This is a genomic window from Georgenia sp. Z1491, assembly GCF_057652395.1.
This window is the reverse complement of record NZ_CM172729.1, coordinates 933,976-953,682: the sequence shown is the minus strand read 5'-3', so window position 1 is coordinate 953,682 and position 19,707 is coordinate 933,976. Positions and strand designations below refer to the sequence as shown.

20 protein-coding genes and 1 tRNA gene are annotated in these 19,707 nt (G+C 73.7%); 17 read left to right on the top strand and 4 right to left on the bottom strand.

Translation table 11 applies throughout. The features are described 5' to 3' along the window. Positions 1–15 precede the first annotated feature (15 nt). A complete protein-coding gene (locus AC24HA_RS04435; protein WP_425709389.1) occupies positions 16–1,218 on the top strand; it encodes a GNAT family N-acetyltransferase in 1,203 nt (400 codons plus the stop codon). Between the two features lie 7 nt (positions 1,219–1,225). Then, positions 1,226–1,783 carry a hypothetical protein gene (locus AC24HA_RS04430; RefSeq protein WP_425709388.1) on the top strand — a complete coding sequence of 186 codons (558 nt, stop codon included), beginning with the start codon at positions 1,226–1,228 and terminating at the stop codon, positions 1,781–1,783. A gap of 49 nt (positions 1,784–1,832) precedes the next feature. On the opposite strand, the gene AC24HA_RS04425 is transcribed toward AC24HA_RS04430, so the two are convergent. Both AC24HA_RS04425 and AC24HA_RS04420 read right to left on the bottom strand, forming a co-directional pair. Continuing rightward, positions 1,833–2,558 carry a M50 family metallopeptidase gene (locus AC24HA_RS04425; RefSeq protein WP_425709387.1) on the bottom strand — a complete coding sequence of 242 codons (726 nt, stop codon included), beginning with the start codon at positions 2,556–2,558 and terminating at the stop codon, positions 1,833–1,835. 99 nt (positions 2,559–2,657) lie between these two features. Continuing rightward, on the bottom strand, positions 2,658–3,629 hold the full coding sequence (locus AC24HA_RS04420; RefSeq protein ID WP_425709386.1) for a hypothetical protein: 972 nt from the start codon (positions 3,627–3,629) through the stop codon (positions 2,658–2,660). A 107-nt stretch (positions 3,630–3,736) separates the two neighbouring features. Here AC24HA_RS04420 and AC24HA_RS04415 point away from each other — a divergent pair, with 107 nt between their 5' ends. The 3 genes from AC24HA_RS04415 (at position 3,737) to AC24HA_RS04405 (ending at position 6,306) form a co-directional block, all read left to right on the top strand. Beyond that, positions 3,737–5,089, top strand: a complete 1,353-nt coding sequence (locus AC24HA_RS04415; RefSeq protein WP_425709385.1) for a sensor histidine kinase — start codon at positions 3,737–3,739, stop codon at positions 5,087–5,089. Further along, on the top strand, positions 5,086–5,715 hold the full coding sequence (locus AC24HA_RS04410) for a response regulator transcription factor (protein WP_425709384.1): 630 nt from the start codon (positions 5,086–5,088) through the stop codon (positions 5,713–5,715). The genes AC24HA_RS04415 and AC24HA_RS04410 overlap by 4 nt, the downstream gene beginning before the upstream one ends. Positions 5,716–5,895: 180 nt before the next feature. Beyond that, a complete protein-coding gene (locus tag AC24HA_RS04405; RefSeq protein ID WP_425709383.1) occupies positions 5,896–6,306 on the top strand; it encodes an FKBP-type peptidyl-prolyl cis-trans isomerase in 411 nt (136 codons plus the stop codon). 94 nt (positions 6,307–6,400) lie between these two features. Here AC24HA_RS04405 and AC24HA_RS04400 read toward each other — a convergent pair whose 3' ends face one another. Further along, positions 6,401–7,303, bottom strand: coding sequence for a Bax inhibitor-1/YccA family protein (locus AC24HA_RS04400; protein ID WP_425709382.1), 903 nt, complete (start codon positions 7,301–7,303; stop codon positions 6,401–6,403). Between the two features lie 347 nt (positions 7,304–7,650). Between AC24HA_RS04400 and AC24HA_RS04395 the strand changes: the two genes are divergently transcribed. The 5 genes from AC24HA_RS04395 (at position 7,651) to AC24HA_RS04375 (ending at position 13,106) form a co-directional block, all read left to right on the top strand. After that, positions 7,651–8,577 carry an ABC transporter ATP-binding protein gene (locus AC24HA_RS04395; RefSeq protein ID WP_425709381.1) on the top strand — a complete coding sequence of 309 codons (927 nt, stop codon included), beginning with the start codon at positions 7,651–7,653 and terminating at the stop codon, positions 8,575–8,577. After that, positions 8,574–9,401 (top strand): ABC-2 transporter permease, encoded by an 828-nt coding sequence (locus tag AC24HA_RS04390; RefSeq protein WP_425709380.1) that lies wholly within the window; start codon positions 8,574–8,576, stop codon positions 9,399–9,401. The genes AC24HA_RS04395 and AC24HA_RS04390 overlap by 4 nt, the downstream gene beginning before the upstream one ends. A gap of 8 nt (positions 9,402–9,409) precedes the next feature. Further along, entirely contained in the window at positions 9,410–10,879 is a 1,470-nt protein-coding gene (locus tag AC24HA_RS04385) for a sensor histidine kinase (RefSeq protein ID WP_425709379.1), read from the top strand. Next, the gene (locus AC24HA_RS04380) at positions 10,876–11,580 is read left to right on the top strand and encodes a response regulator (RefSeq protein ID WP_425709378.1); all 705 of its coding nucleotides are present in this window, start codon (positions 10,876–10,878) and stop codon (positions 11,578–11,580) included. The genes AC24HA_RS04385 and AC24HA_RS04380 overlap by 4 nt, the downstream gene beginning before the upstream one ends. 404 nt (positions 11,581–11,984) lie before the next feature. Next, positions 11,985–13,106: a type IV toxin-antitoxin system AbiEi family antitoxin gene (locus AC24HA_RS04375; protein WP_425709377.1), complete on the top strand. Its 1,122-nt coding sequence runs from the start codon at positions 11,985–11,987 to the stop codon at positions 13,104–13,106. Between the two features lie 40 nt (positions 13,107–13,146). Here the strand turns inward: AC24HA_RS04375 and AC24HA_RS04370 are convergent. After that, positions 13,147–13,220 (bottom strand) — tRNA-Leu (locus AC24HA_RS04370). Positions 13,221–13,488: 268 nt separating this feature from the next. Between AC24HA_RS04370 and AC24HA_RS04365 the strand changes: the two genes are divergently transcribed. The 7 genes from AC24HA_RS04365 to AC24HA_RS04335 all read left to right on the top strand — a co-directional run bounded on the left by AC24HA_RS04365 (position 13,489) and on the right by AC24HA_RS04335 (position 19,677). Continuing rightward, the gene (locus AC24HA_RS04365; RefSeq protein ID WP_425709376.1) at positions 13,489–13,617 is read left to right on the top strand and encodes a hypothetical protein; all 129 of its coding nucleotides are present in this window, start codon (positions 13,489–13,491) and stop codon (positions 13,615–13,617) included. A gap of 80 nt (positions 13,618–13,697) precedes the next feature. Continuing rightward, positions 13,698–16,541 (top strand): DUF4040 family protein, encoded by a 2,844-nt coding sequence (locus tag AC24HA_RS04360; protein ID WP_425709375.1) that lies wholly within the window; start codon positions 13,698–13,700, stop codon positions 16,539–16,541. Beyond that, complete coding sequence (locus AC24HA_RS04355) at positions 16,538–17,017, top strand: cation:proton antiporter subunit C (RefSeq protein ID WP_425709374.1); 480 nt, start codon at positions 16,538–16,540, stop codon at positions 17,015–17,017. Before AC24HA_RS04360 ends, AC24HA_RS04355 begins: the two co-directional genes overlap by 4 nt. Then, on the top strand, positions 17,014–18,660 hold the full coding sequence (locus AC24HA_RS04350) for a monovalent cation/H+ antiporter subunit D family protein (RefSeq protein WP_425709373.1): 1,647 nt from the start codon (positions 17,014–17,016) through the stop codon (positions 18,658–18,660). The genes AC24HA_RS04355 and AC24HA_RS04350 overlap by 4 nt, the downstream gene beginning before the upstream one ends. Beyond that, positions 18,657–19,019 (top strand): Na+/H+ antiporter subunit E, encoded by a 363-nt coding sequence (locus AC24HA_RS04345; protein WP_425709372.1) that lies wholly within the window; start codon positions 18,657–18,659, stop codon positions 19,017–19,019. The genes AC24HA_RS04350 and AC24HA_RS04345 overlap by 4 nt, the downstream gene beginning before the upstream one ends. Beyond that, entirely contained in the window at positions 19,016–19,273 is a 258-nt protein-coding gene (locus AC24HA_RS04340; protein WP_425709371.1) for an MrpF/PhaF family protein, read from the top strand. The genes AC24HA_RS04345 and AC24HA_RS04340 overlap by 4 nt, the downstream gene beginning before the upstream one ends. Continuing rightward, a complete protein-coding gene (locus AC24HA_RS04335; protein ID WP_425709370.1) occupies positions 19,270–19,677 on the top strand; it encodes a cation:proton antiporter in 408 nt (135 codons plus the stop codon). The genes AC24HA_RS04340 and AC24HA_RS04335 overlap by 4 nt, the downstream gene beginning before the upstream one ends. Positions 19,678–19,707 lie beyond the last annotated feature (30 nt).

Below are 19,707 nucleotides of genomic sequence, written 5' to 3'. Positions count from 1 at the left end.
CGCGAGGCTGGGTCCGTGCCCGACCCGATCTTCGAAGACGCCCGACTCGCCCCGCTGTACGACCCGTTCGACCCCGACCGCTCCGACCTCGACGCCTACGTCGAGATCGCCCGCACCTCCGGGGCTCGGCGCGTGCTCGACCTCGGGTGCGGCACGGGCACGCTCGCGGTCCGGCTCGCGGACGAGGGGTGCGACGTCGTCGGGATCGATCCTGCCGGTGCGTCGATCGACGTCGCCCGCGGCAAGTCGGGTGCCGACGCCGTGCGGTGGGTGGTCGGTACGGCCGAGGACGCGCCCACCGGGTGGGCGGATCTCGCGGTCATGACGGCGAACGTCGCCCAGGTCTTCCTCACCGACGACCACTGGTCGGCGACGCTGAAGGACCTGCGGCGCGCGCTCGTGCCCGGCGGGTTGCTTGCGTTCGAGACGCGGCGGCCCGAGACCCGGGCGTGGGAGAGCTGGGCGCAGCGGTACGCGCCGACCACGCTCGACGTCCCCGGGGTCGGTGAGGTGACGCAGGCGTACTCGCTCACCGACGTCGCCCTGCCGCTGGTGAGCTTCCGCCTCACCCACACCTTCCACGCGACCGGGGAGGTGATCACGTCCGACTCGACGCTGCGCTTCCGCGACCGGACCGAGGTGGAGGCCGACCTGCTCGGCGTCGGCCTCGACGTCGAGGACGTGCGCGACGCCCCGGACCGGCCGGGCCGCGAGCACGTGTTCCTCGCGCGCAGCCGGCCGTGGTCGGTCCGGCCCGCCGACGCCGACGACGCCGGTCACCTGTGGCGCGCGCTGGCCCACGCCGCGGGCTGGCGGAGCGGCGACGTGCCGGTGGCGGGACTGCGGGACGACGACGCGCTCGCGCGCTACGTCGACGGGTGGACCCCGGACCAGGGCGGGGTCGTCGCGGTGGACGACGACGGAACGGTCCTCGGGGCCGCCTGGCTGCGCCTGATGCCCGCCGTGAGGCCTGGGTACGGGTTCGTCGCCGAGGACGTCCCCGAGCTGTCGATGGGCGTCGAGCCGCCCGCGCGCGGTGGTGGCGTCGGGTCCGCGCTGCTCGCCGTGCTCCTCGAGCGCGCGCGGCGCGACGGTCGCCGCGCGGTGAGCCTGAGCGTCGAGCGCGACAACTCCACCGCGCGGCGCCTGTACGAGCGCGCCGGGTTCGTCCGGATCGGCGGGGCCGGCGGCGCGGACACCCTCCTGCGCGAGCTGTGAGCTGCTCGTGAGCGCCCGGTACGCGGTGGTGGTCCGCACCGTGCTCGACCCTGCGCAGGCCCTCGCCCGGGTGCTCGACCCGGAGCTGCACGCGTCCGTCGTGCCCCTGACGACCCTGCGCGGGCGCGACCGCCGCGGACCGCTCCGGCTGGGCGAGCAGTTCACGATGCGCACCGCGCTTGGCCTGCTGCGGATGGACGACACCATGGTGGTGGACCGGCTCCGTGTGGCTGCGGTGGAAGGTGCCGGCGTGACCGAGGACGGTCGGTCGGGCAGCGCCGGTGGTGCCGTCCGGTTCGTCAAGACCGGGCGGGTGCTGCGGGGCGTCGTGCTCGCGCGGGTCGGTGACGACGCCCGGCCGGACGACCCGCCGCCTCGAGGCGCCCACGGGCGGGCCGGCGCCAACGACGCCCGACTGCAGGGCGCGATCGTGCGCTGGGACGCCGAGCTCGCGGTCCGCGGCGTGCCCCGGCTGCTCGACCCGGTGGTCGCCGTCGTCGCCCGCCTCGCCTACGGGGCCGCGCTGCGACGCCTGCTGCGAGTTCGGTCCGTTCCGAGAGCCTGATCGGGTCCGGTGGCCCCGGCAGCTCCGCCGGTCCCCGCGGCACGGTCGGTCAGAACGGCAGGTCGGCCGGGAGGACCGGGGACAGTGCGGTCCACGCCCACCACGTGCAGGCGGCGCAGACGACCGCGAACGTCGCGGTCCACACCCACGCCGGCAGGCTCGTGAGGTCGGCGAGCTGGGCGGGGTCGTCGCCGCGTCGGCCCGACGTCGCCACGGCCGCGAGGTGCCGCCACGCCCCCAGCAGCAGGACCACGCCGGCGGCGAGCGTGAGCACGGCGGCCCACTCCGGGCCGCCCCACCACCACACGCCCCCGACGACGGCCGCCGCGCCGAGCACCGCCAGCACCGTGTGCACGGAGCGGGAGAACGCGAGGGACACGAGCAGCACGACGAGCGCGGCGAGCAGCGCGGCGCCCGCCCCTCCGCGCAGGGCGACGTTGACCAGTGCTGCGCCGATGAGGGCCGGCGCCGGGTAGCCGGCCCACGTGGTGGCGACCCGTCCGGGCCCGCGCCGCGGCCCGACGGTCACCGCGTGACCGGACATGTCCGAGCTGACGACGAAGCCGGTGAACCGGCGGCCGACGATGATGCCGACCCCGGCGTGGCCGAGCTCGTGGGCGATGGTGACGGCCGGCCGCACGACACGCCAGAGCACGGGGACCAGGACGATGACGAGCGCCGCCCCGAGGGCGAGCAGCGCCCAGTCGCCCACCTCGGGGGTCCCGGTGGGCCGGGTCCGGTCCACCACGGCCTGCCAGATCTGGTCGACGTCCACGCGCCCATCGTCGCAAGGACGAGGGGTGCGTGGACGTCGGGTCCGGGCCACGGCGGGCGATCGTGCCGCGGTTCACGGCTCAGGTCGGGCGGTGCACACTCAGGGTCGGCCGCGCAGCCGGGCGAGCAGCGCGAGCCCGCCGACGATCCCGGCGAGCGCCCGCAGCGCGGAGGCCACGACGGTGCCCCACGGAAGGTCGTCATAGACGACGAGGTTGTTGGGCACGACCGTGACGACGCCGAGGTAGGTGCCCCATGCCGCCAGCGCGCCCGTGCCGGCGAAGGCGAGGACGACGACCACGCGGGAAACCTGGTCGCCGCGCAGCGCCCACAGCGCGACGGCCGCCACCGCCCCGACGACGATGTCGACCACCCGGTGCAGCACGGGGACGTCGGCGACGACGAGGTGGACCACGCTGGACCCGAGCACGGCCGCCGCAGCGACGGCAAGCCACGTCCGCGCCACCCCGGTGCTCGACGGGACCGGTCGGCTCCCCCACCGCTTCCAGGCGTAGAGGGCGAACGCGCCGAGGAGGCCGACACCGAGGCCCGCGAACCCGGCGTAGACCATGCCGAAGACCCAGCCCTCGATCGGCGGGACCTCGGTGGTGGGCTCGGGCGGGTCGATCAGCCCGGCCACGAGGTGGACGGGCAGGGAGACGAGGATGAGGCCGAGCAGTCCGGCGCCGATCCACAGGGGCGGGACGACGAGCCACGCGGGCGCGCGGAAGCCGCGCCGCGTCAGCAGCACGACGGCGAGCGCGAACGCGACGACGTCGAGGCCCGCGGTGGCGACGTTGAGGGCGATCATCCCGGGGCTGTGCCCGAAGCCGGGCACGGAGAGCCCGACGTCGGAGCCGGTGAGCCACGCGATCTTCAGCCCGAGGTACGGGAGCGTCATGAGGACGGCGAACGTCGCCAGGGCGCGCTGCACCGGCCCGACGGTCGGGAGCTCCGCGACCGGCTCTCGGTCGGGCGGGTGCCGGTCGGGCGGGTAGGAGTCGGTCAGGGTCGGGCGACGGCGGTTCTCGTCGTCGTACGTCGGCGGGCTCTGCGTGTCGGTGGTGTGCATGCCGGTACGGTCCCGCCGGCCGGAGCGCCCCCACCACCCCCGTGCGGGTGGACGTGCTCCCTCGCGCGAGGGATCCCGTGCGCGGCGAGGGCTGCCACGATGGACCGGTGGCGGGCCGCTGGATCCGAGGGCTGCTCCACCTCATGGTGGGCGGCGCCTGCGGCGCGCTCGTCGGGTGGCTCGCGTTCGGGTTCGTGAGCACGATCCTCTCCTCCGACGGCCCCGCGCGGGTGGCGGTGACCGTTCTCGTGCTCGCCTCGGTGGCGGTGATCGGGGCGCTGCTGCTCGCCCCGCCGGTCCGCACGGCCGAGGTCGCGCTCGCGCGCGGCCTGCTCAAGGTCGACCTGCCGGAGCCCGTCGACACCACGTCCCTCGAGGCGCGGACGCGCGGCCTGCTGTGGGCGCTCGTCGTCATCGTCCTCGGGACCCTCTCCCTCGGTGCGCTCCTGTGGGCGGTTCCGCAGGGGGTGGTGCTCGTCGTCGCCGCGCTGGCACCCGGGTCCCGCGCGGGCACGCTGCCGTTCATCCTTCTCGGCGCGCACCAGGCGGTGCTGGTGGGGCTCGGGGTGGTGTGCCTCGTCGCGGGGCTCGCCCTGCAGCCGCTGCTCGTGGTGCTGCTCGAGCGCCTGGCCCTGCGGGTGCTCTCCCCGACGCCCGCGGACCGGCTCGCGCACGCCGAGCGGGAGCGCGCCCGCCTGGTCAGGGCCAACGACCTCGCCCGCGAGCTGCACGACTCCGTGGGGCACGCGCTGACCGCCATCGGTGTCCAGGCGGAGGCCGGGGCACGGGTCGCGGACGACGATCCGGCGTTCGCGCGCGAGGCGCTCGGGCGGATCGCCGAGACCACGCGCCGCGCGGTGGCCGAGCTCGACGAGGTCCTGGGGACGCTGCGCAGGGCCGACGCCCCCGGGCCGGACGCGGCACCCGCGCCCGGGTCGGCGTCGGGGATCGGGCCGTCGCGGACGACGCCGTCGGGGGCAGGTCCGGGGGCGGCCGACCCGGCGTCGGGCGCGGTGCGCGGGCCCTCCGGCGACCTGGGCCGGGTGGTCGACCTGCTCGGCGACCTCGGGCCGGACGGGACGGGTGCGGTCGTCGTCGACGTCGACGTTGCTCTCGACCCCGGACCGGCCGCCACCGCCTACCGGATCGTCCAGGAGGGCCTGACCAACGCCCGGCGGCACGGTGACGGCGCCACGTCCGGGCACGTGCGGGTCGTCGACGGCCGGATCGAGATCCTCCTCGTCAACGGGCTGCCCGCGGACCGCGAGACGGACCGTGGCCCCGATCCCGCGGCCGACCACGGGGCCGACCGCCGGCGCGGCGGTCGCGGGCTTGTCGGCATGCGCGAGCGACTCGCCGGCTGCGGAGGGAGCCTCGACGTCGGACCGGCGGACACCGGGTCCGACCCGGTCTGGCGGCTCGAGGCGCACCTGCCCGCACGCACCGGGGAGGCAGCATGACCACGGTCCTCGTCGTCGACGACGACGCGATGGTGCGCTCCGGCTTCACGGCGATCCTGCGGGCCGAGGGCCTCGACGTCGTCGGGGAGGCCGAGGACGGGGCGGCCGCCGTCGAGGTCACGCGCCGGCTCGCCCCCGACGTCGTCGTCATGGACGTGCGCATGCCGGGGATCGACGGGATCGAGGCCACCCGGCGGCTGCTGCGGCTCGACGGCGCACCGCGCATCCTCGTGGTCACGACGTTCGAGCACGACTCGTACGTGCTCGACGCGCTCGAGGCCGGCGCGCACGGGTTCCTGCTCAAGCGGGCGGGCGCGGATCAGCTGGTCCACGCCGTGCGCACGGTCGCCACCAGCGACGGGGTCCTCCTGCCCCGGTCGATCAAGGACCTCGTGCGCCGCACGGGCCCCGAGCGGTCCCGGCTGCCCGCGCTGTCGGCGCGCGAGGAGGACGTCCTGCGACTGCTCGCCCAGGGGCTGAGCAACGCCGAGATCGGGGCCGAGCTGTTCCTCGGGGTCGAGACCGTGAAGTCCCACGTCCGCTCGCTGCTGACCAAGCTCGACGTCCGCGACCGCACGCAGGCGGTGGTGCGGGCGTTCACCTCGGGCTTCGTCGACCCGGGGTGACGGTGGGGCTCGCCCCGCCGGGCCGCGGTGCACGGCGGGGACGTCTCCGCGGACCTGTACGCCGTGGGCCCCACGCGTCGCGGTTCCGCGCTCCGCGGATCCGTGCTCGGCCGGAGCCGCCCCTCACGTAGCGTGGACGCACCCGCCGCCCCGTGCGGCTCCCCAGACGAGAGGACGTCCATGTCCGAGCAGCTGCCCACCGCGTCCGGCTCCTTCGGTGAGAGCCCGACGCTCACGTTCCCGACCCCCGCCGCACCCGAGGGCCTCCAGGTCGAGGTCCTGTCCGCCGGCGACGGCGAGGTCGTCGAGGCCGGCGACACGATCGTCGTCAACTACCACGGGCAGGTGTGGGGCGGCGGCGTCTTCGACAGCTCGTACCCGCGCGGCGAGACGATCTCGTTCCCCATCGGGATGGGCGTCGTCATCGGCGGCTGGGACGAGGGCCTGCCGGGCAAGACCGTCGGCTCGCGGGTGCTGCTGTCGATCCCGCCGGAGCACGGCTACGGCGAGCGGGGCGTCCCGCAGGCCGGCATCGGCGGCGGCGACACTCTCGTGTTCGTCATCGACATCGTGGGCGTCGAGCGCCACTGACACAGCTGTCGCCGCCCGGGAGCGGGCGGACGACGAACGACGGCGGCCGGTCACCCGAGGGTGACCGGCCGCCGTCGTCAGCGGGTGGGCGGGATCAGTCGCCGCCCCGGATGATCGCGAGGATGCGCAGGATCTCGAGGTAGAGCCAGATGAGCGTGACGGCCAGACCGAAGGCCGCGGCCCACGCGTACCGGCTCGGCACGCCCGCCTTGACGCCGCGCTCGATGGAGTCGAAGTCGTGCAGCAGGCTGAAGCAGGCCAGCAGCACCGCGAACGCGCCGACGAGGATGCCGAGCGGGATGCCCATGATCTCGACGCCGGTCCGCAGGCCCCACGGGTCGTCCGAGACGCCGAAGAGCATGAGACCGAGGTTGACCAGGGAGAACAGGCCGTAGCTGACCATGCCGATGAGCATGAAGCGCGTGAGCTTGGGCGTCACGCGCACCGCGCGGGACGTGTAGAGCAGCAGCGTGACCGTGGCGACCGCGAACGTGGCGAGGACCGCCTGGATGACGATGCCCGGGAACATGCCCTCCATGACCATGGAGAAGGCACCGAGGAACAGGCCCTGGAGCCCCGCGTAGGCGAGGATGAGGCCCGGGCTCGGGTTGCGCCGGAAGGCGTTGACGAGCCCCAGAACCAGCCCACCGATCGCACCGATGAGCATCGGGGCCATCGCGGACTCGATCGGCACGAGGAACGCGGTGGCAAGGCCGACGAGGATGACGGTGCCGAGGACGATCCCGGACTTGACGATGACGTCGTCGATCGTCAGACGACCGGTGTCGACCGGTCCGGCCGCGGCACCGGCGTACTGCTGCTCGAACCCGCCCATGGGCGTCGCGCCCGGCTGGGTCTGCTGGCCGTAGCCCTGGCCCGGCTGGCCATAGCCCGGCTGCGCGTAGCCCTGCTGCACCGTGCTGGTGCCGGCACCGGCACGACTGCGCTGGCGTGGATCGTCGGAGAACACGCTCCGGTTGAAGTATGGGTTGCTCAAGGGATCCTCCTACCCGCTGAGGCACGGGGGCGTTCTGGGTGTCGCTACCGACGTCGTCCGCCGACGGCGTGTCTCCACCCCAGAGTATCGGTTCTCGCGCGCGAGGACAGCGTGCGTCCGGGTGAGTTCACCCCAGGGCGTAGCGCGTCGTGCCACGCGCCCGTGCCCGGCGTCGTGCCCGGCGTCGTGCCGCGCCTCCGTGCCGCGCCTCCGTGCCGCGCCTCCGTGCCGGGACACCGTCCGGTGCGGTCCTGGGTGCCGGTCGGCAGGGGCCACGTACTAGGTTGGCGGGCAACACACCGCCGGCAACGGCCGCGCGGACGGACCGACCCGCGAGGGGACGCCAGATGATCGAGGCCCAGGGACTGACGAAACGGTACGGGCACACGCTCGCCGTCGACCAGGTGAGCTTCCAGATCCACCCGGGGACCGTGACCGGCTTCCTCGGCCCGAACGGATCCGGCAAGTCGACGACGATGCGGATGATGATCGGGCTCGACCGGCCCACCGCCGGGAGCGTGACGATCGACGGGAAGCGCTACCAGGACCTGCGGGCGCCGCTGCACGAGGTCGGCGCCCTCCTCGAGGCGAAGGCCGTCCACCCCGGTCGCAGCGCGCGCTCGCACCTGCGGGCGCTGGCAACCACGCACGGCATCGGCCGCCGACGCGTCGACGAGGTCATCGAGCTCGCCGGCATCGGCAGGGTCGCGAAGAAGCGGGTCGGTGGCTTCTCCCTCGGCATGGGGCAGCGCCTCGGCATCGCCGCCGCGCTGCTCGGTGACCCGAAGGTCCTCATCCTCGACGAGCCGGTCAACGGCCTGGACCCCGAGGGCGTGCAGTGGGTCCGCACGCTCGTCCGCCGGCTCGCGGAGGAGGGCCGCACCGTCTTCATCTCCTCCCACCTCATGAGCGAGATGAGCATGACGGCGGACCAGCTCCTCGTCATCGGCAAGGGCCGCATCATCACCGGGGGGCCCGTCAAGGACGTCATCGACGCGTCCGTTCGGCCCGTCGTCGTCGTCCGCTCCCCCGGGATCGACCAGCTCCTCGGCACCCTCCCGCAGCAGGCGACGATCCGCCGGGTCGACGCCGAGACGATCGAGGTCGAGGACGTCGCCGCGCCGCAGATCGGCGACGCCGCGCTGCACGCCGGCGTCGCGCTGCACGAGCTCAGCCCCCGCAGCGCGAGCCTGGAGCAGGCGTTCATGACCCTCACGCACGACTCGGTCGAGTACCGCGCGGGCGAGACCGGACGCAGCGAGGTGGCCCGATGAGCACCGCCGTCGCACCGCCGGCACCCACCGGCAGGGTCACCTGGTTCGGCACGCTGAGGGCCGAGCTCATCAAGTTCTTCTCGCTGCGCTCGACGTGGTGGGTCCTCGGCATCGGCGTGGTCCTCTACGTGGCGTTCCAGTGGGCCACCGTCTGGGGCATCACCGACTCGATCGACCAGGCCGGGTTCCCGGGGCTGGGGGACATCGACGGCGTCTACCTGCTCGTGCTGGTGGCCGGGCTCCTCGCGACGACGTCCGCCATCCTCGGCGTGCTGACGATGACGTCGGAGTACTCCACCGGGATGATCCGCTCCACGCTCGCCGCGCAGCCGAGCCGCATCGCCGTGCTCTCCGCCAAGACGGTCCTCATCGTCATCGCCCTCGCGGTGCAGACCCTGGTCGCGTTCCTCGCGACGTGGGCCGTCGGCAACCCCTACATCAGCGACGCCCTGGGGCAGGGCGTGAGCCTGACCGACAGCGGCACGTGGCAGGTCATCGCCCTGTTCGTCCTCTACACCGTGACCTGCGGGATCGTCGGGGTGGGCTTCGGCGCGATCTTCCGGTCCACGGCGGGGGGCATCTCCGCCGTGCTCGTGCTGCTCATGCTCGTGCCCATCATCCTCGAGCTGCTGCCGTGGGAGTGGGTGGCCACGATCCGTGACCTGCTGCCCTCCAACGTGGCCGCGGACTACCTCGCGCCCGAGGTCGGGATGCTCGGGATGGAGAAGGCGTACTCCGACGGGGTCGGCGCGTTGGTCTCGACCGCCTGGGCGGCGGTCTCCCTCGCCGTCGGCGGAGCAGTCCTGGTCCGCCGGGACGCCTGACGGCGCTGGTGGCGGTCGACGAGGTCACGCCCGGCGGCCCGCCCGGGGCGCCGGCCGGACGGCCGGTCGCGCCGGGCACGGTCCGCGGGGCTCCCGCCCAGGTGCGTGCGGACCTCGAGGCACGGGTCGCGACCGGGTCGGAGACCGACGCCGACCCCGTGCCGCTCGGGGCGCTCGGGCGGGCCGTCGCCCGCAACCCGGTCGTCCTCGACCTCACGCTCGCCACCGCCTACGTCGCCGTCATGCTGGGCCTGGCGATCATCGCGGCGCTCGAGCAGTACACCCCGGTCGCCGTGCTCGGCATCATCCAGACCCTCGTCCTGGGATCGGCTGTCCTCCTGCGCCGCCGCGCACCGCTCGTGCTCCTCGGCACGGCCCTCGTCGTCCCCGTCCTCGCGCGCCTCGGCGACTCCGGGCTCGAGCCCGACCCGGCGGTCGTCACCGTCTGGTCCTACGACCCTTCGGTCCCGATGCCGGTCTTCGACGTCCTGTCGACGCCGCGCATCGCGCCGGTCGAGATCATCGCCGTCGCGGTCCTCATCCTCACGATCGGCCTCGACCGGCCCGGCCGGACCACGCTCGTCGCCGCCGTGTCCGCGAGCGCCTTCGCGGTGCTCGCCAACCTGTCCTTCGGTGGGGAGGGCACCCGGCTCCTCGACGGGGCCGAGGCCGCCGGCATCGTCACGGTCGCCGCGCTCGTGGGCTCGAACCTGCGCGAACGCCGGCGACGCGTCGTACAGCTCGGCGACCGGGCCCGCCGCCTCGCGCTCGAGCGGGACCAGCGTGAGCAGCTCGCGGTGAGCTCGGAGCGCACCCGGATCGCGCGCGAGATGCACGACGTGCTGGCGCACTCCCTGTCCGTCATGGTCACGCTCGCCGACGGTGCGGTACGCACGATGGACCGCGACCCCGCTCGTGCGCGCGCGGCCCTCGAGCGACTGGCCGGCACCGGGCGTGAGGCCCTCGGCGACACCCGACGGATGGTGGGCATGCTCCGCGACGACGCGGGGACCGGACCGGCCGTCGGGGCCGGGTCGGGCCTGCCTGGCGCCCACGCCCCTCTGGCACCGCAGCCCGTGGTCGGGGACATCGAGACCCTCGTCGAGTCCTTCCGTGGGGCGGGCCTCCCGGTGACGGTCACCATCACCGGCCCGCCGCTGCCCGACGACACGACGCTCAGCCTCACGGTCTACCGCATCGTCCAGGAGTGCCTGACCAACGTGCTGCGCTACGCGCCCGGCTCGCCCTCGATCACGGTGACGGTGGCGCGCACGGCCGGGCAGGTGACGATCACGGTGGAGAACGTCTCCGGCGACGAGCCGCCCGCGTCCGGCGGGTCGGGCCGAGGTCTCATCGGCATCCGCGAGCGCGCCGCCGTGTTCGACGGCAACGTCGTGGCCGGACCGACGGATACTGGGTGGCGGGTGGAGGCGCGCCTGCGAGTGGGCGCCGGGACGACGGAGGCACGGACGACATGACCGAGATGGACGCAGGTACCGACGGCGGCGTGATCACCGTCCTGCTGGCGGACGACCAGGCCCTGCTGCGCATGGGCTTCCGCATGGTGCTCGACGCCGAGGACGACATCGAGGTGGTCGGCGAGGCCGGGGACGGCCGCACGGCGGTGGCCCAGGCGGCAGCGCTGCACCCCGACGTCATCCTCATGGACGTTCGCATGCCGGAGCTCAACGGGATCGACGCGACGGCCCGTATCGTCCGGTCCTACCCGCAGGCCCGGATCCTCATCCTCACGACCTTCGACTTCGACGAGTACGCGTTCGCCGGGCTGCGCGCCGGGGCCTCGGGGTTCCTGCTCAAGGACACGCCGCCCGGTGACCTCGTCGAGGCGATCCGCCGGGTGGCCGGCGGCGACGCCGTCATCACGCCGCGCATCACCCGCCGCATGCTCGAGATGTTCGGGCCCCGCCTGCCCGCCACGGGCCGCGAGCGCACGCCGGCCGAGCGCGACCCGCGCATCGCCAGCCTCACCTCCCGCGAGCTCGAGGTGTTCACGCTGCTCGCCCAGGGCCTGTCCAACGCGGAGATCGCGGGCGAGCTCGTCGTCTCGGAGACCACGGTCAAGACCCACGTCGGCGCCGTGCTGGGCAAGCTCGCCCTCCGCGACCGGGTCCAGGCCGTCGTCCTCGCCTACGAGACCGGGATCGTCCAGCCGGCCTGAGCGGCGGGGTCGGCGGCGGCGGAGTGGTCGGCGTCGGCGTCGGCATCGGTGTCGGCGGCGGCATCGCCAAGGACGCGGTGTCCCGCCGAGGTCCCGTGCAGCCGTCGAGAGCGCGGTCCGCCACCGAGGACCCTGACGAGGTGTCGAAAGTACCGACGGCGGGGGTCCACTCGACGTGTCCACCGCGCCCTCGACACACAACCCGCGCCCTCGAGGCCACCGCCCTGACGCGACGGGCGGCAACCGGCCGACCTCGGCGATGGCAGCCCCCCAACCTCGCGCCGGCAGCTCACTCGACCTACCCGCCACCACCAGAGCCCCACAGGTGCCGCCCGTCCGTTCCTGTCCACAGGAACTGTCGGGTTTCGACAACCCCACCGTTGGCACCGGTCAGGCTCCGATGCATGACGCGCGCAGCTCAGGCTCCCCGACCGACGACGCCACGCCTGCTGATGGGGGACGTCCGCCACTGCCTGGATCCGCTCGCGGGCGACCATGAGAACGAGGCGGTCAAGGTTCGACGCGGCGCTGTCGCCGTCGTGCGGCGCGATCTTCGCGGTGCCGATCGGCAGCGTGAGCTCTACCGAGCGAGGAGCGTCGCGGTGCAGCAGCAGTCCCGATCGGTGCGGGCGCTGGCTCTCGAGTCGGCCGCGGCGTTCCACGGCCTCTACCTGTGGGAGTTTCCGACGACGGTGCCCGTGCTGTACCCGGGGCGTGCGAGCGGGGAGTCCGCCGACGACGTGGAGATCCACCGATTCTCGGTACGGTCCGACGACGTCGAGTCGATCGCCGGCATCCTCGTCACCACCCTGGAGCGGACCGCGATCGATCTCGCCCGGCTGCGCGACCCGGAGCACGCGATGGTTCCTCTGGATCACGCGTTCGCCAAGCTCTGCCACGCAGATCGGCGGGAGCGTGAGCGGGTGGACCGAGAGGCCGAGCTTCTGCGCGCCCGCCTGATCGGACGCCTCCGAGAGCACTTCGCCGGGGTTCGCGGCGTCCGGCGCGCCATCCGACTGATCCGCTGGGCCTCACCGTGGTCGGAGTCGGCGTGGGAGTCCCGCCTCCGGTGGATCGTGCTCACCTGGGGCGTGCGTGACGCGGTCCAGCAGTGCAGGATCGAGACCGAGCACCACCGCTGGTGGGTCGACCTCGCCATCAGGATCGGCACGTCGGACGACGGCCGGCCGCTGTGGCTCGTCGTCGAGTTCGACGGACGGACCAAGTACGGCACCGATCCCGCAGCGACGTCGGACGCCCTCGTTCGAGAGCGCCGACGGGACCGCGACCTGGAGCGAGCAGGGCACAAGGTCCTCCACCTCACCGCCGCGGAGGCCGCCGAGCCGTCCGTCGCGATCCGCCGCATCCGCGAACGCGTGCCGGACGGGACGGAGCTGGCCCTCGTCCCTGTCGTCGAGCTCATGAGCAGCGCACCAAGGCAGGTCCGGCCGGCGGAGAAGGTCCGGCGGGCGGAGAAAGCCCGGCCGGCGCAGCAGTCCCGGCCGGCGGAGGAGGTCCGGCGGTGAGCGCGCGCCCCGTGACTGGGGTTGCGCCGGAACCCTCCGGTGCCCCCAGCGGGACTCGAACCCGCACTGGGCCGGGTTTAAGCCGGCTGCCTCTGCCGTTTGGGCTATGGGGGCGCCCCCGGACCGCGGGGCAGGTGACCATCGTGCCGCACCGGTGGACTTCTGACCGGCCCCGACGACGAGCGACCCGCGAACAGTCCTGACCGGCCCCGACGACGAGCGACCCGCGAACAGTCCTGACCGGCCCCGACGACGAGCGACCCGCGAACAGTCCTGACCGGCCCCGACAAGACGTGACCCCCGAACCGGTCGGAGCGGCCCCTGCGAGACGTGACCCGCGAACGGGCCGGAGCGCCGCCGCCGAGTGGTTAGACTGCCGCCGATGCTCGTCACCGCCGAACTCAGCACCGCAGCCGAGACTGCGGTCTGCACGCTGCCGGTACACGTGGGGACCAACGGGCAGGTCTCGAGCTGGGGCGCCGCACTGGCGGGCATCCCGCCCACGGGCTGACGACGGCCGAACCCGCCCTCACCGGGCGCACACCTCGGCCGGAGGCAGACCAGTCCCCCCACACGACCTAGGCGGCACCGTTGCTCACCCTTGCTCTCCTGGCCACGCTCCTCGCGTGCGCGGCCGCGATCCCGCTCGGGCGCGTCCTCGGTCGCCGTGCCGGCCTCCCCCTGGCCCTCCCGCTGCTCGCCGGTGCCGGTCTGATCGTCGCCGCCTACGACGGCGTCGACGAGCCGGTCGGTGAGGTGTGGTCGTGGATGCCCACGCTCGGCATCGACCTGGCGCTGCGGCTGGACGGCCTGGCGCTGGTGTTCACGCTGCTCGTGCTCGTCATCGGTGCCGCCGTCCTGGTCTACTCGGCGCGCTACCTCGGCCACGGGACGCACTCGCGGTTCTACCTCCTCATGACGCTGTTCGCCGCGGCCATGACGCTCCTGGTGCTCTCGGACGACCTCGTCGTGCTGTTCGTCGCCTGGGAGATCACCACCCTGTGCTCCTTCTTCCTCATCTCCCGCTCGGGGCCGCACGCACACGAACCCGCGATCCGCACGCTGCTCGTCACGGTCGCCGGCGGGCTGAGCCTGCTCGCCGCCGTCGTCGTGATGATCGTGCAGACCGGCACGAGCAGGTTGAGCGAGGTCCTGGCCGACCCGGCGTGGACGGAGGACGCCACCTTCACGACGACGGTCGCAGTGCTGATCGCCGTCGCCGCCTTCACCAAGTCCGCGCAGTTCCCGTTCCAGGCGTGGCTGCCGGACTCGATGGTCGCCATCACGCCCGTCTCGACCTACCTGCACGCCGCCGCGATGGTCAAGGCCGGCATCTACCTGCTGCTGCGCTTCTCCCCCGCGCTGTCCGAGGTGCCGGTCTGGTCGTGGCTGCTCATCACGTCGGGCCTCGTCACGGCGCTCCTCGGAGCGGCGGGCGCGCTGCGCCGGCTCGACCTCAAGGAGCTGCTCGCCTTCTCGACGATCAGCCAGCTGGGCCTGCTCGTCGCCGCGATCGGCGTGGGGACCGAGGCCGCACTCACCGCGGCGGTCGTGCACACGATCGCCCACGCGCTGTTCAAGGCCACCCTGTTCATGCTCGTGGGCGTCATCGATCACGAGGCGGGCACCCGCGATCTCCGCGAGCTCGCGGCGATGCGGGTGCGCATGCCGGTGACCGTGGGCGCCGCGGCCGTCGCGGCGGCATCGATGGCGGGCGTGCCGCTCCTGCTGGGGTTCGTCTCCAAGGAGTCGCTGCTCGACGCGTTCCTCGCGGCCCCCGGTCCCGGCTGGGTCCCGATCCTCGTGACGACGGCGGCCGCCGCGACCTCCGTCCTCACGTTCGCCTACTCGGCCCGTCTCGTGCTGGGCGCCGCGGGGCGTGGCACCGGGCGCGACGCCCGGGAGGAGCACCGCCCGACCCGAACCACGCAGAGCCCGCAGACGCCGCCCGCACAGGTGCACGACGGCCACCCCGCATTCCTCGCCGCTCCCGTGCTCGGTGCGCTGGTGACTCTCGTGCTCGGCCTGGCGCCGGCGCTCCTGGACACCCTCGGCACCGCCGGCGCGAGCGGGGCCGTCGGCTCCGAGGTCGACGTCCACCTGGCCCTGTGGCACGGCCTGACGCCCGCACTCGGCGTGTCCGCCGCGGTGCTCACCCTCGGCACCGTCCTCGTGCTCGCGCGCCGTCGGGTCGACCGGCTGACCGGCCCGCTCGCCCTCCCGGTCTCCGGGCTCGACCTGGTCGACGCGATGCGGCGCGGCACCATCGCCCTCGGCACCGCGATCGGTCGCCTCACCGATCCGATGAGCCCGCGCCGGCACCTGGCGCTGCCGGCCGCCTCCCTCGCCGTGATCGCAGCCTGGATGCTCCTGCGGACCGACGGCCTGCCGGCCCTCGTGGGCGACCCCACCAGGCCGCTGGACTGGGTGCTCGTCGCCCTCGTCGTCGCCGGCGTGGTGGCGGCGGTGCGGGCGCGCTCCCGAGTCTCCGCCGTCGTCGTCACCGGCGTCGCCGGCTTCACCGTCAGCCTGTGGTTCGTCGTCCTCGGCGCCGCCGACGTCGCCCTGACCCAGCTGCTCGTCGAGATCCTCACCGTCTGCGTCATGGTGCTCCTGCTCCGCCGGCTGCCCGAGCACTTCCGCAGGTCCCCGCTCCGCCGGCGCGTCCCGGCCGCCGTCGTCGCCGTCGGGGCCGGCCTCGCCACGTTCGCCGGGGTCTTCGTCCTCACGGGTCGCCGCGAGCCGTCGACGGCGAGCACCTACTACCTGACCGAGGGCGAGGCGACGACCGGCGGCGCCAACATCGTCAACACGATCCTCGTCGACTTCCGTGCCCTCGACACCCTCGGCGAGCTCACGGTGCTCGGAGTCGCCGGCCTGGTGGTCGCCGTCGTGGTGAGATCCCGTCGCCTCACGCCCATCCGCCCGTCCCCGATCGACGCCCGCTCCCCGATCGCCGACGCGCGGGAGAACACCGTGTTCGTCCGGACCGTGGCACGCCTCGTCGGCCCGCTCGCCGTGGTCCTGTCCGCCGTCCTCCTCCTGCGTGGCCACCAGGAGCCCGGGGGCGGGTTCATCGCGGCCCTCGTCGGCGGCGCAGGGTGTGCGCTCCTCTACCTCGCCGCCCCCTCGGACCGGTCGGCACCGATCCGCTGGCCCTACCTGCTGCTCACGGGCCTCGGCATCGTGATCGGCGCAGGTTCGGGACTCGCCGGATACCTCGACGGCTCGTTCCTGGCCCCGCTGTCGGTCGAGGTCCTCGGGTACAAGCTCATGTCGTCGCTCATCTTCGACATCGGCGTCTACCTCGCCGTCCTCGGAGTCGTCCTGGCCTCTTTCAACCTCCTGGGCCGGCCGGGCTCGGAGGATGCACGACGCCCGGCGCACGGCCCTCCGGCGGAGCCCGCCGATGCAGCGAAGGAGAACGCACGATGACCGTCGCCATCACCGCCGCGGTGCTCGTCGCCGGCGCCGTCTATCTCATGATGCAGCGCGAGCTGCTGCGCGTCGTCCTGGGCTTCGTCCTGCTCGGCCACGCCGCCAACCTGGTCCTCATCGCGGCGGGCGGGACCTCACGTCGGGGCCTGCCGTTCGGCACCCCGGACGACCCGTCCACGGCCGCCGACCCGCTCCCCCAGGCGTTCGTCCTCACCGCGATCGTCATCGCCTTCTCGATCACCGTCGTCATGCTCGTCCTGGCCGTGGCCGGCGGCGAGGACGACGACACGGACGACGGCGCCGGCCAGGACGACGACGACACGGACCCCGAGCACGTCGGCGCGGTGGACCCGGGCTCCGGCGGCGACGCCGACCGGGACCAGGACCGTGTCGCGGCCCGCCCCGTGGAGCAGGACGACGCCGCACGCCGGACGTCCGACCGGTCCCACGACGAGAGGGCGGTGACCTCGTGAACGCCGCCGCGCTGCCGCTGTTCGTCGCCGTCCCGCTCCTCGTCGGCGGGCTGCTCGTGATCGTCGGCGACCGCCGACGTCTCCAGGCCGCGACGACCTTCACGGTCCTGGTGGCGTCCCTCGCCGGGGCCGTTGCGCTCGTGGCGGGACTCCGCGACGGCGGGGCGATCGCCCACGGGGTCGGGATGTGGGAGACGGGGATCGCCATCCCGTTCGTCGCCGACATGTTCTCCGCGCTCATGCTGGTCGTCACCGGCATCCTCACCGTCGCGTGCACCGCCTTCGCCCACGCGTCCGGGCGCGCGGGCTCGCGCTTCTTCGGACCGCTGGTCCTCGTGCTCACGGCGGGCGTCAACGGCATCCTGCTCACGGGCGACCTGTTCAACATGTTCGTCTTCATCGAGGTCATGGTGCTGCCGGCGTACGGCCTGTACGTGCTGGCGCGCCCGGGCTCCGCCACCCGGCGGCAGATCGCCGGCGCCCGCCTCTTCGTCACGGTCAACATGCTCACGTCCACGCTCTTCGTCGCCGGCGTCGGCCTCGTGTACGGCGTGGCCGGCACCGTCAACCTCGCGGAGCTGCAGGGGGCCGCCGCGGAGAACCCCTTCGTGGCGGCCGCGGGCGCCGTGTGCCTGTTCGCGCTGAGCATCAAGGCCGCCGTCGTCCCGGTGCACGGCTGGCTCTCCAAGGCGTACCCGGGGACCTCGCCGGCCGTCACCGCGCTGTTCTCCGGACTCAACACGAAGGTCGCGATCTACGCGATCTACCGGATCTACGCCGTCCTCTTCGACGGCGACGCGCAGTACCTGTGGATCGGCGTGGTGCTGTTCTCCGCCACGATGGTGCTCGGCGTGCTCGGCGCCGTGGGCGAGACGACCACGCGCTCCATCCTCGCCTTCCACATGGTCAGCCAGATCGGCTACATCCTCCTCGGGGTCGCCCTGTTCACCCTCGGCGGGCTCACCGCCGGGATCTTCTACCTGCTGCACCACATGATCGTGAAGGCCTCCCTCTTCCTGTCGACCGGAGCGATCGAGGTCCGCCACGGCACGGGGCGGATCGGCGCGCTGAGCGGGATGGCGCGGCGGGAGCCCGTGCTCGCGATCGCCTTCTTCGTCGCAGCGCTCTCGCTCGCCGGCATCCCGCCGTTCTCCGGGTTCGTGGCCAAGCTCTCGCTCATCACCGCATCGGTGGGTGCCGGTCAGATCGGGGCCGTCGTCGTCATGCTCGTCGTCAGCCTCGTCACGCTGCTGTCGATGCTGAAGATCTGGTCGGGCGTGTTCTGGGACCGAGCACCCGACACCGCCGGGCGGAGCACCGCCGAGGAGGCGGACGGGACCCCCACCGGGCCCACGGGCACCCATGGCCGCTCGACGCCGGGGACTGTGACAGCGCCGGGGACAAGGGCGGCGACGGCAACGGCAGGCACAGCGACCGAGGCGACCACCACAGAGGCGCGAAACGCCGCCACGACCGACGACGGACGACGCATCGGTGCCGCCCTGGCCGCCCCGGCCGTGGTCCTCGCTGCCATCACGGTCGCCCTCGGGCTCGGTGGTGAGGTCCTCCTCGACCTCTCGGAGACAGCCGCCCAGGGCCTGCTCGACACCTCCGCGTACGTCGAGGCGGTGCTCGGTCGATGAGCTGGCTGACCTGGCCCTTCCGCATCCTGTGGTTCGCCCTGTGGTACGCGTGGCAGCTGGTCACGTCCAACGTGGCCGTGCTCAAGGACAATCTCACCCCGGGGCAGGACTCGACCCCGGGCATCGCCCGGTTCGCCACCAGGTGCCGAACGGATCTGGAGGTCACGCTGCTCGCCGCGCTCATCACCCTGACCCCGGGCACCCTGACGATCGGCACCGAGCGCGCAGGGCCGGGAGACACGCGTGTCCTGTACGTGCACGGTCTGTACAGCGCGACCGCCGAGGAGATGTGCGTCGAGCTGCGCGACATGGAGTCCCACCTCCTGCGCGCGGTGCGACGTCAGGAGGAGGCTCCGTGACCGGCATCGTCATCGCCATCGTCATCGTCGGGGTGACCGCGCTCGTGGCCACCTATCGGATGCTCGTCGGCCCGAGCGACGCGGACCGGGCCGTCGGTGCCGACCTGCTGACCTTCGGGGTCATCGGTCTGGTCGTGCTCGGCGGGGTGCTCACCGCCATGACCTACGCCTTCGACCTCCTCCTCGTCGTCGCGCTCGTGGCGTTCCTCAGCGCGATCTCGCTCGGACGTGCACTGACGAGGGGGCAGCGATGACGGAGATGGCGGCGGTGGTGGGCAACGTCGTGGTGGTCGTCGGGGCGCTCGTCTTCGCGACGGCCGGGCTCGGCATCGTCCGGTTCCCCGACGTGTACACCCGGATCTCGGCCGTCGGGACGGCCGGCGGCTTCGGCATCATCCTCGTGGTGGTCGGGTGCGTGCTCGTCGCGCCGTCGTGGCGCAACCTCGTGCTGGCGATCCTCGTCGTCGGCCTGCACCTGGCGACGTCGTCGGTGGGCACCATGGTCGTGGCCCGCTCCGCGTACCTCACCGGTGTCCCCCTCCTGCGCAAGAGCTTCGACGAGCTCGCGGACGAGACGGGACGCCGGGCCGAGACCCACGGGGCCGGCCCGGGCACGGACACCGACGACGCCGCGCGCCCGGACCGTCCCGCATCCTGACGCGCGCCCGCGTCCCGGGACGGTGCCGCG